Source organism: Erythrobacter sp. HKB08, assembly GCF_004114695.1.
Taxonomy (GTDB): Bacteria; Pseudomonadota; Alphaproteobacteria; order Sphingomonadales; family Sphingomonadaceae; genus Parerythrobacter_A.
On the sequence record NZ_CP035310.1, the window covers coordinates 1 to 10,252 of the forward strand.

Annotated in this window: 8 protein-coding genes; 6 read left to right on the forward strand and 2 right to left on the reverse strand. The window is 65.1% G+C overall.

The annotated features are described in order from the left end of the window. Positions 1 to 187: 187 nt before the first annotated feature. Positions 188 to 940, reverse strand: a complete 753-nt coding sequence (locus EO245_RS00005) for a hypothetical protein (protein WP_128891006.1) — start codon at positions 938 to 940, stop codon at positions 188 to 190. A gap of 73 nt (positions 941 to 1,013) precedes the next feature. On the opposite strand from EO245_RS00005, the gene EO245_RS00010 reads away from it, so the two are divergent. Together EO245_RS00010 and EO245_RS00015 are read left to right on the forward strand one after the other, a co-directional pair. Continuing rightward, a complete protein-coding gene (locus EO245_RS00010; RefSeq protein WP_234026905.1) occupies positions 1,014 to 1,808 on the forward strand; it encodes an NTP transferase domain-containing protein in 795 nt (264 codons plus the stop codon). 19 nt (positions 1,809 to 1,827) lie between these two features. Continuing rightward, a complete protein-coding gene (locus EO245_RS00015) occupies positions 1,828 to 3,102 on the forward strand; it encodes a lipopolysaccharide biosynthesis protein (RefSeq protein ID WP_128891008.1) in 1,275 nt (424 codons plus the stop codon). Positions 3,103 to 3,114: 12 nt separating this feature from the next. Here EO245_RS00015 and EO245_RS00020 read toward each other — a convergent pair whose 3' ends face one another. Next, positions 3,115 to 4,053 carry a tetratricopeptide repeat protein gene (locus EO245_RS00020; RefSeq protein WP_128891009.1) on the reverse strand — a complete coding sequence of 313 codons (939 nt, stop codon included), beginning with the start codon at positions 4,051 to 4,053 and terminating at the stop codon, positions 3,115 to 3,117. Between the two features lie 121 nt (positions 4,054 to 4,174). Here EO245_RS00020 and EO245_RS00025 point away from each other — a divergent pair, with 121 nt between their 5' ends. The 4 genes from EO245_RS00025 to EO245_RS00040 are packed head-to-tail and all read left to right on the forward strand — an operon-like array spanning position 4,175 to position 10,222. After that, positions 4,175 to 6,715 carry a cyclic nucleotide-binding domain-containing protein gene (locus tag EO245_RS00025; RefSeq protein WP_128891010.1) on the forward strand — a complete coding sequence of 847 codons (2,541 nt, stop codon included), beginning with the start codon at positions 4,175 to 4,177 and terminating at the stop codon, positions 6,713 to 6,715. After that, positions 6,715 to 7,581: a hypothetical protein gene (locus tag EO245_RS00030; protein WP_128891011.1), complete on the forward strand. Its 867-nt coding sequence runs from the start codon at positions 6,715 to 6,717 to the stop codon at positions 7,579 to 7,581. Before EO245_RS00025 ends, EO245_RS00030 begins: the two co-directional genes overlap by 1 nt. A 10-nt stretch (positions 7,582 to 7,591) precedes the next feature. Next, entirely contained in the window at positions 7,592 to 9,352 is a 1,761-nt protein-coding gene (locus tag EO245_RS00035; RefSeq protein WP_128891012.1) for a cytochrome c3 family protein, read from the forward strand. A 21-nt stretch (positions 9,353 to 9,373) separates the two neighbouring features. Continuing rightward, positions 9,374 to 10,222, forward strand: coding sequence for a metallophosphoesterase (locus EO245_RS00040; RefSeq protein ID WP_128891013.1), 849 nt, complete (start codon positions 9,374 to 9,376; stop codon positions 10,220 to 10,222). Positions 10,223 to 10,252 lie beyond the last annotated feature (30 nt).

Consider the following 10,252-nt stretch of genomic DNA (forward strand, 5'->3'; position numbering starts at 1 on the left):
CCGCGGCACGCCCCTCTCGCCTTCGCCCCCAGGGTAGAGTGCGCGGGCGGGGGGGGGGGGGGGGGGGGGGGGGGGTGCACCGCGACAGCCGAGCCGGATTGTTTTCTTGACCCAAAGGGCTTGAACCAGCCGCGATGCAGGGGTGCCGTAGCGGCAGTTGGGAGCGTTACCAACCCCCCGATGCGATTTAGTTGTAAAAATCCGACGATTCGACCGTCATATGGGTCAGAATGTTGGTTAACCACCGGCGTGGAGCCTGCCTCCGGCCGATATCGGCGACGAATTCCTGACCTCTAGCAACGCTTTGCAGCAAGCCGCCATGACGCCACCTGTCGAGTCGGTCATGGTAGGACAGTCCGCCGCGCTTCAGCCAGTCGGGCCTGCGCCACAGGCTGGGCGACGCACCAGGGGCGGTCAGCCTCAACTCGTCGCTCGCATTGCGCGCCTGATGTCCACGCCCGGCGTAGATGACGTCGTTGCGTCCGTGCATGCCGATCGCATGTGGGTGATCGTGGGCGAGCAACCTTTCGCGCTCCATATCGTTACAGCTTGCAAGGTCGGTGATATGCTCGATCTCGAGGAAGCCGAAGAAGCGGTGATGCGGATCGCCGCCTCGAGAATCGCGAAACAACCCGAAGAAGAGGAAGACATCGCCCTCGCGCACGCCGCGGTTGGCCAGATGCGTCTGCGCCGCCCCGGTCTGGCCGAACAGGCATGTCCCATCGGGCAGGAACATCGGGTCGTGGTGGCAGAAGTCCTCGCCGGATAGCTTGCCCTTGCTGGCATGCGCGACATGCTCACCGAGCCCCAGATCGTCATAGCGCGTGCGCGAATGGCCGCCGCTCGGGATCGGCAAGGTCAATGGCCTGCCTTCGACGATGGGCGAAGGCCCGCCGCCCGACGCACTGTCGAACCCCTTGCGAGAAAAGATAATCCGCATCGCTCCCCCATGCCCCGTGGGCGAAACAATGACAAACCTTGCGAAAATCGCGCCGCCGACTAGTTACCGGCGCGTGAAAGCTACCGCACTCATCATGGCCGGCAAGCGTTCCGGCGAACTCGATCCCCTCGCAGCCCGCGCGGGCGTTTCGCAGAAAAGCGTCGTCCCGGTCTATGGCAAGCCGATGATCGAACACGTCGTCGAGGCCGTCGCCGCGTGCGATCGCGTCGGCGCGATCCATATCGTCGCGCACGAGCCGGACGAGATCGCCGCGATCCCGATCGTCGCGCAGCTGCAGGCGGAGGGGCGGCTGCATTTCAAGCCGGGCGCGTTCAACCTCGTCGACAGCGTTTTCGCCGGGGCCGAGGGTGCAGACTTCCCGCTGATGATCACGACGTCGGACAACTGCCTCGTCACTGCAGAAGGCTATGCCGAGTTCATCGAGAAGGCGCTCGCCGCCGAAGCCGGTGCAGCAGCAGCCCTCGCGCGCAAGGAAGACGTCATGGCCGCCGATCCGGAAGGCCAGAAGAAGTTCTACGAATTCACCGACGGCGGCTATTCCAACTGCAACACCTACTGGATCGGCAATCGCGACGCGCTGTCCGCTGCCGAAATCCTGCGCAATGGCGGCCAGTTCGTGAAATACCCGAGCCGCATCGCCAAGGCCTTCGGCGTGATGAACCTCATCCGCTTCTATTTCGGCTGGGGCGACAAGGAAAAGCTGTTCGCCAACATCTCGCGCCGCTTCGGCTACAAGCTGGTGCCCATCGTGCTGTCGAACGGCGAGTTCGCCATCGACGTCGACGAAGAACGCTCCTTCGGCGTGACCGAGAAACTGCTCGCGAAGCGGGAGGCGGCGGCGGGCTGAGCCCGGTCCGCCCGAAGGCATGAAGCGCCTCCTGCGCAATATCGCCTGGCTGCTGAGCGGCCGCGCGGTGAATGCGATCCTCAGCCTCGTCTACCTCGCGCTCGCCACGCGCACGCTGGGTATCGAGGCGTTCGGCTATTTCGCATTGATCGTCGCGCTGGGGCAGACCGTCACCGGCCTCGCCAATTTCCAGACCTGGCAATTCGTCGTGCGCTGGGGCGCGAATGGCGAAGGGCCGGGCGAAGCGACCGGCTTCGCCATCGCGCTCGACGGGGTATCGGTAATCCTGGGCGCCCTGCTCGCCGCGGGCCTCGTCTATTCGGCGCAGTTCTGGCTGCCCTTGCCGCACGACCTGCTGTGGGTCGCCTTCGGCTATTGCATCGTATCGCTGATCGCGATCCGTTCCACCCCGACGGGCCTGCTGCGCCTGCGCTTCCACTATGCCGAGGCGACTTTCGCCGAAGCGGTCCAGCCGGTCGTCCGGGCAATCGGGGCGGGGCTGGCCGTCGTGTTCATGCCGACCGTGCTCGGCTTCATCCTTGCCTGGGCTGCGGCGGAGATCGCCGTCGCCATCGCGCTGTGGATCGTCGCTGCGCGCAAGGAGCCGATCGACCTGACGCAGATCAGCCTGACCAAGCTTCCGCGCGACCATCCCGATGCGTGGCGTTTCGTCCTCTCGACCAATGCCACCGGCAGCCTCAATGTCGGCGCGAAGCAGGTGATGATCCTGCTGGTCGGCGCAATCGGCGGAGAGGCTTTCGCCGGCGGCTTCCGCGTCGCCTCGCAGCTCGGCCAGGCGCTGGTGCAGCTTGCCCAGACCATTTCCAAGGCGATCTATCCCGAACTGGTTCATGCCAAGGACGACGCGGTCGAAATCGCGCGGCGTACCGCGAACATGGCGCTCGTCGGCGGGACGCTCGCCGTGCTCGTCGCAATCTTCTTCGGGCGCTGGGGCCTCGAAGCCATCGCCGGGCCGGAATTCGGCGTCGTCTACTGGACGATGGTGATCCTCGCGATTGCCGGCGCGATCGAGCTGGTCGGGGCAAGCCTTGAATCGCTGCTGGTATCCGCCAACCGCGCAGGCACCGCATTTCTCGCCCGCGCCATCCCGATGGTCCTTGCTTTTGCGCTGCTACCGGTGGCGATGGGCTGGCAGGGCCTGAAGGGCGCAGCCTTCACCGTGCTCGGCTCGAGCGCGCTGGCCGTGCTCGCGTTCTGGGCCGCGATCCTGTCGCTTCAGCAGATCAAAATCGTGCTCGAGCCGAAGGACGGCACCCCGCCCGACCCGGCCTGACGGTGTTTGCGATCAGGCGCCCGGTACGCCGAGCGCCTGCGCTTCCTGCGTGAGGCGGGCCTCCTGCCCCGGATTGGCCGCGACCGCATCCTTGTAGGCCTGCGATGCCATGTCCTGCTGGCCGAGCGTCATGCGGCTGCGCATCAGCATGACCCAGCCGTCGGGATTGGCCGGATTGGCGCGCAGCTTGGCATCGAGGCTCGCCACCATCCCTTCGGCCATTTCGCGCTGCTCGCCCGGCGGGATACCGCCTGCCGCCTCGATCTGCTGGCGCGAGGGGCCGGGAATGGCATTGCCTGCCGTCAGCTGCGGAGGTGCAGGACGATCCTTGGTCGCCGCAGCGATCCGGTCCGCCGTCTCGACGCCGTTGATCTTGCCGACCTGCTCGATGGTCTGGCGCAGGTTCGCCTCCCACGGCGCGCCCGCCGGGGTATCCTTCAGCAGCGCGAGCCAATCCTCGATCGCGGCGTTGTAATCGCCAGCAAGGTCCTTCTGCACGGCGAGGAAATAGCGTGCCCGCGGGTCGCTCGGATCGATTTCGAGCGCGCGTGTGAAGGCGACTACCGCTTCGGCCGGCATCGGATCGTCCTCGCTCGCCAGCACACGCGCTTCGCCCAGCGCCGACCACAGCACGGCATTCTCGCCGTCGCCTTCGATCGCCTGGCGATAGGCCCGCGCGGCCTGCGCGAATTCGCCGGTCTCGTAATAGGCATAGGCAAGCTCGGTCCAGGCATCGGAGTTGAGCGGGTCCGCCTCGGCCCTCTCCTTGAGCTCGGCGATGGTCGGCAGGCTGTCGCCATCCTCGACTGCTGCCGGCTCATCCTCGCCCCCGGTCAGCGCCTGGTAGCCCACGATCCCCGCCAGCAGCAGCGCTCCGCCCGCCAGCAAGGCAAGCCCGCCACGCGACACCGTGCCGGTGCCCTCGTTCGAATCCGATTCCCCGTCGTTCATGCAGCGAGGCTATCAACCAAGGGGACTGGGAACAATTGGGTCTGGAGGTTTGGCCCCTTTTCCTTATGATACGGCACATAACTATAAAGTTCGGTCGCGGGATCTACCTCGGGGGGGAGTGATGCCGGATCCATACCAAGTAGCGATTGTCGGGTCCGGCCCAGCCGGACTAAGCGCGGCTGCGCGCGCGGCAGAGCTTGGTATGAGCCACGTCCTGCTCGAAAAGACCGACCACCTCTCCGACACGATCTACAAGTACCAGAAGGGCAAGCACGTGATGGCGACGCCCAGCAACCTGGTGCTGCGGTCGGACTGCGATTTCGAGGCGGGCAAGCGCGAGACGATCCTCGGCCGGTGGGACGAACAGGCCGCCGAATACAAGGTCAACGTCAAGTACAACGCGGAAGCCAAGGCCATCCGCGGCACCGGCTCCGCGATATCCGGCAGCGTCCATACCATCGTGATGCGCGCCCGCGACGGCAGCAAGTCGACCAAGGAAGTGCAGCGCCACGAGCCGCCCTACGAAATCGAATTGTCCAATGGCGAGAAGATCCTCGCCCAGAACATCGTCCTCGCGATCGGTACGCAGGGCAACCCGAACCTCATGCGGTGTCCGGGTGCGGACTTGCCGCATGTGCAATACCAGCTCGACGATCCGACCGAATATCATGACGAACACATCGTCATCGTCGGGACGGGCGATGCCGGGATCGAGAACGCGCGCGGCCTCGCCGAGGATCCGAAGCAGCGCAACACGGTCTCCATCCTCAACCGTGGGACCGAGTTCGCCACGGCCAAGGATGCCAACGTCAAGGCGCTGCAGGCCGACCACGATGCCGGCAAGCTGATGATCCGGCTGGAGAGCGAAACCAAGGAAATCGGCCCCGACACCATCACGCTGACCACGCGCGACGGGGAAATCGAAATTCCCTGCAACCGCGTGATCGCGCGTATCGGTTCCGCGCCGCCGCGCATGTTCGTCGAGGAATGCGGGATCGAGTTCGCGAGCGAGGATCGCAACGCCTTCCCCAAGCTCTCGCCAGTGTTCGAATCCACCACGCCCGGCATCTTCGTGATCGGCGCGCTGGCGGGCTATCCGCTGATCAAGCATTGCATGAACCAGGGCTACGACGTCATCGAGTTCATCAACGGCAATACCGAACTCAAGCCGGCCGACGAACCGATCATGGTCGAGAAGTTCAAGGACCTGCCGGGCAATCGCAGCACCGACGAATGGCTCGAGTTCCTGCGCGAGAACGTGACCATCCTCAACGGCATGAACCCGCTGCAGATGCGCGAATTCATGCTCGAATCCGAAGCGCGTTTCTTCCGCAAGGGCGAAACAATCTTCGAGCGCAACGCGCCGGGCAACTCGCTCTTCGGGATCGCCAGCGGCTCGGTGCTGGTCGAAGTCGATCCGGACAATCCCTCGATCACCATCCCGATCGAGACGGGCTCGATCTTCGGCGAGGTCGGTCTGATCTCCGGCCGCAGGCGCGGGGCGACGATCCGCGCGGCAGAAGACACGGTAGTAGTCGAAATCTCGCGTCTCGCCGCGCTCAAGCTGCAGTCGCAAGTGCCGACTGCGAAGAAGGCGATCGAGCGCATTTCGACCGAGCGCCAGCTGCTGCAGATGTTCGGTTCGGGCCTGACGCCGGACGATATCCGCGAAGTGGTCGACACCTCGGAAATCGTCCGCGTCCCTGCCGGCGAGGCGATCCTGACCGAAGGCGACGAGGGCAACGACATCTACGTCATCCGCGTCGGGTCGATGATCGTGGAGAAGGATATCGGCGGCAAGCCGGTGTTCCTCTCCTACCTCCCCGCCGGTTCCTATGTCGGGGAGATGGCGCTGATCGACGGCGGCAAGCGCACCGCGACGGTCAAGGCGGCGATCAAGTCCGAAGTGATCAAGATCAACGGCGATGCTTTCAAGCAGGTCCTCGACGCGCATCCCGACCTGCTCGAGCGGGCCAAGGCCGACATGAAGAGCCGGCGCGAGGTCAACAGCTTCATCGAGAGCCAGAAGCACAGCTTCGGCGGCGCAGTGGACCTCTATTCCAAGACCGCCCAGTTCCTGGTCGACAACGGCATCGGCGAGGCGACCGACGTGCTCCTGATCGACGAACGGCTGTGCGTCGGCTGCGACAATTGCGAAAAGGCATGCGCCGACAGCCACGAGGGGCTGAGCCGCCTCGACCGCGAGGCCGGGCGCACCTACGCGCATCTCCACGTGCCGACTTCGTGCCGCCACTGCGAGCATCCGCATTGCATGGCCGATTGCCCGCCCAATGCGATCAAGCGCGGCCCCGACGGCGAAGTCTTCATCGACGAGACCTGCATCGGTTGCGGCAACTGCCAGCGCAATTGCCCTTACGGCGTGATCCGCATGGATCCCAAGCCGCCGCCCAAACCCTCTCTCTTTAGCTGGCTGCTGTTCGGGCGCGGCCCCGGGCCGGGTGAAGCATCCTATTCCTGGCGCAAGAAGAAGGCCGAGGAAGCGGGAGTCGAGCAAGCCAAGCTCGCCATCAAGTGTGACATGTGTTCAGGCATCGAAGGCGGCCCGGCCTGCGTGCGCGCCTGCCCGACCGGCGCGGCGATCCGTGTCGGCCCGGAGAAATTCCTCACTTTCACCAAGCTCGTGCAGGAGGACGTCGACTGATGGCCACCTTGCACAAGCGCGGATACGAGACCGACGAGGTCCGGCGCGATACCGACCACGAAAGCTTCCTCGCCCACGCGAAATTCCGCTGGCTGAAAGTCGCGGTCGTCCTCAGCCTCGTCGTCATCGTCAGCTATTTCCTGATCGACGTCGAACCGCGCCACAATGGCGGCAGCTGGTATGGCTACACGCTCGGCACGATCGGCGTGCTGCTGATCCTGTGGCTTTCGCTGCTCGGCATCCGCAAGCGCAAGATGACCGAGAAGTATTTCAGCCTGAAGGCCTGGACGAGCGCGCATGTCTATCTCGGCCTCGCGCTGATCGTGATCGGGACGTGGCACACCGGCTTCCAGCTCGGATGGAACGTCCACACGCTCGCCTGGGCGCTGATGATGCTGGTGATCGTCTCGGGGATCTACGGCATTTCGGTCTATGCCGCCCTGCCCCGCGCCCTGTCGAACAACCGGCAGGAAATGACGCGCGAGCAAATGATCGAGGCACTGGGTGCGCTCGACCGCCAGCTCGAAACCGCGGCCCAGCCGCTCGATCGCGATCTGACCGACAAGGTCATCGACGCGCTCGAGCAGGACGTTTTCAAGGCCGGGTTCATCGCCCGGCTGACCGGCAAGTACCCGCGCTGCGCGACCCGCCGTGCACTCAAGGCGTTCGACGGAACCGGCGGAGACGAACATGCCGACAAGGTGCGCTCGCTGCTCGCGCGGCGCCAGGCGCAACTCGAACAGATCAGGCGGCACATGCGCTACAAGGCGCTGCTCGAGGTCTGGCTGTTCATCCACATCCCTGCAACCATACTGCTGATCGCTGCGCTCGCCGCGCATGTCATCAGCGTGTTCTACTACTGGTGAGGAGCGGAGCATGGCCTACCTGATCCGCACCATCGACTTCACCTCCGCCGGGCGCGAAATCGTCCGCGACCGGGAGGTGGACGGCGACACCCTGACCATCGGCCGCGCGTCGGAAAGCGACATCCACCTGCCCGACCTCGCCGTCGAGCAGAACCATGCACGCATCGAACCGGGCCCCGGCGGCCAGCTGAAGGCCGAGGCGGTCGGCACGCTCGGCTTCACGCATGACGGGCGAAACCGCACTTCGGCGACGTTCAATCCGCGCGAAGGGGCGGAACTCGGCTTCGGCACCTACCGCCTCGCGATCTCGCAGGACGGCGACGAGCCGGTCCTGATCGTCATCACGCAGGTCGAGGAAAAGGCCGAGGATACCGATGTGGTGAAGGGCTTCGCTCTCGCCTCCGCGCTGCCAAGCAAGCGGGCGATGGCATGGATCGGCATGATCGCCGTCCTCGTCGCCTTCCTCGCCATCCCGATCTACACCAACCTCACCCGCGAACGGGTCGAGCCGGATTACGACGCGCAGGGCGCGACCAAGATGGATGCGAGCTGGAGCACCGGTGCATTGAGCCTCGCTCATCACGGGCTCGAGGACAATTGCGAGGCGTGCCACGTCGACGCCTTCGTCTCGGTGCGCGACGAGACCTGCCTCACCTGTCACGAGGAAATCGGCGACCACGCGCCCATCCCGCGCCAGCTGACCGGGCGCGGTCCGATGTCGGCGGGTGACCAGTTCCTGTGGGCCGTGGCGGAGACTTTCGGCAAGGAAGGTCCGGGCAATTGCACCACCTGCCATACCGAGCATGAAGGCGAAGGCCGGATGGAACCGCCCGCGCAGAGATTCTGCGCCGAATGCCATGACGGAATGGACCTGCGCCTGACCGATACCGAGCTCGGCAATGCGGCCGACTTCGGCCTTGACCACCCGCAGTTCAAGGCGGTGTTCTACCCCAATCTGGGCAGCGACGAGACGCAGCGCCTCTCGCTTGACGACAATATCGTCGAACAGCACGGCCTGATCTTCCCGCACGACCTGCACATGGACCCGCGCGGCGGCGTCGCGCGGATGGCCGGCAACATCGGCGCCAAGCGTGGCTATGGCGAGGCGCTGGTCTGCGCCGATTGCCATGAACCGACAGCGGACGAGGTCGGCTTCAAGCCGGTCGAGATGGAGGAGGCTTGCGAAGCCTGCCACAGCCTCGTCTACGACAAGGTCGGCAATACTTTCCGCACGCTGCGCCATGGCGATGTCGACCAGATGCGCGCCGATCTCGCCGCGATGGACCGCGCCCCGCGCCGTCCGATCACCACCGGTCGCAGCAGGCCGGGCGAATATGCGCAGGGGCGCCGCTACTACCAGGATTTCGGGCGGCCGATGCGCAACTACATCGCGATCAACCAGGCGCTCGCTCCCAAGGGCGTGTGCGGGGAATGCCACATCCCGACGAGTACCGGCGGACGAGCGGACGTGATGCCGGTCAACCTGCGCGACAATTATTTCATGCACGGCTGGTTCGACCATGAGGCGCATAAGCAGGAAGACTGCACCTCGTGCCACGCGGCGGACACATCCAGCACTTCGCAGGACCTGCTGCTGCCGAAAATCTCCGGCTGCCGCGACTGCCACGAGGGCGAATATGCGACGAAGGCCGAAGTACCGTCGAGCTGTGCGATGTGCCACGCCTATCACCCCAGGCCTATGGGAGTGCCTCCGGGCGAAAAACCCGCTAGTGACCGACAGGTCGCGCTGATCAGCCGCAGAGCCGAATAGCGCCTTGGGGAAAGGGGACCCATGCTGATTGCGCAGATGACCGATATCCATATCGGCTTCGATCCGGACGCGAAGCCGGAGGAGCTCAATCGCATCCGCTTCCGCAAGACGCTCGACCGGCTGCTCGCACAGCCCAACACGATCGACCTGCTGGTGCTGACCGGCGACCTGACCGATCACGGCGACAAGGACAGCTTCGAAAAGACCGCGGCGCTGCTCGACCGGGTCGACTGCCCGATCCTGCCAATGGTCGGCAACCACGACAGCCGCGAAGGGCTGCTGCACGCCTTCCCCGACACGCCGACCGAGGGCGGTTTCGTGCATTACACCCACGAGCAGGACGGCCTGCTGATCGTGCTGCTCGACACGCTGGAGGACGGCCGCCACGGCGGGGCCTTCTGCAAGGAGCGGCGCGATTGGCTGCGCTCGACGCTCGAGGCGAATGCCGATACGCCGACGCTGATCTTCATGCACCACCCGCCGGTGGTCTCGGGCATCGACTGGATGGATCCGGTCGCAGACGAGGACTGGATCGAGAACTTCGCAGAGGCGATTGCCGGCCACGACCAGATACTCGCAATCCATTGCGGGCACCTGCATCGTCCGCTCCATGCGAGCTTTCGCGGCGTGCCGCTCGGCGTTACGCCCTCGGTCGCGCCACTGGTCTCGCTCGACCTGCGCCCGGTCGACCCCGAACACGCCGACAACCGCGATCTCATCACCACCGAACCGGCGACCTACGCGCTCCACCGCTGGGACGGCAGCGAGCTTGTCACCCACTACGAGAAGACCAACAGCTGGGACGTGCTGGCCTTCTATGGCGAGCACCTCAAACCGATGATGCGCGACATGTTCGCCGAGCGCGAATAGCGCCCTTCACCTGAAATTGTGCAGATTGCG

What these genes read in the sequence shown, in the direction of transcription:
- EO245_RS00005 (WP_128891006.1), bottom strand. Translation starts at nt 940, where the DNA reads ATGCGGATTATCTTTTCTCGCAAGGGGTTCGACAGTGCGTCGGGCGGC.
- EO245_RS00015 (WP_128891008.1), top strand. Translation starts at nt 1,828, where the DNA reads ATGAAGCGCCTCCTGCGCAATATCGCCTGGCTGCTGAGCGGCCGCGCG.
- EO245_RS00020 (WP_128891009.1), bottom strand. Translation starts at nt 4,053, where the DNA reads ATGAACGACGGGGAATCGGATTCGAACGAGGGCACCGGCACGGTGTCG.
- EO245_RS00025 (WP_128891010.1), top strand. Translation starts at nt 4,175, where the DNA reads ATGCCGGATCCATACCAAGTAGCGATTGTCGGGTCCGGCCCAGCCGGA.
- EO245_RS00030 (WP_128891011.1), top strand. Translation starts at nt 6,715, where the DNA reads ATGGCCACCTTGCACAAGCGCGGATACGAGACCGACGAGGTCCGGCGC.
- EO245_RS00035 (WP_128891012.1), top strand. Translation starts at nt 7,592, where the DNA reads ATGGCCTACCTGATCCGCACCATCGACTTCACCTCCGCCGGGCGCGAA.
- EO245_RS00040 (WP_128891013.1), top strand. Translation starts at nt 9,374, where the DNA reads ATGCTGATTGCGCAGATGACCGATATCCATATCGGCTTCGATCCGGAC.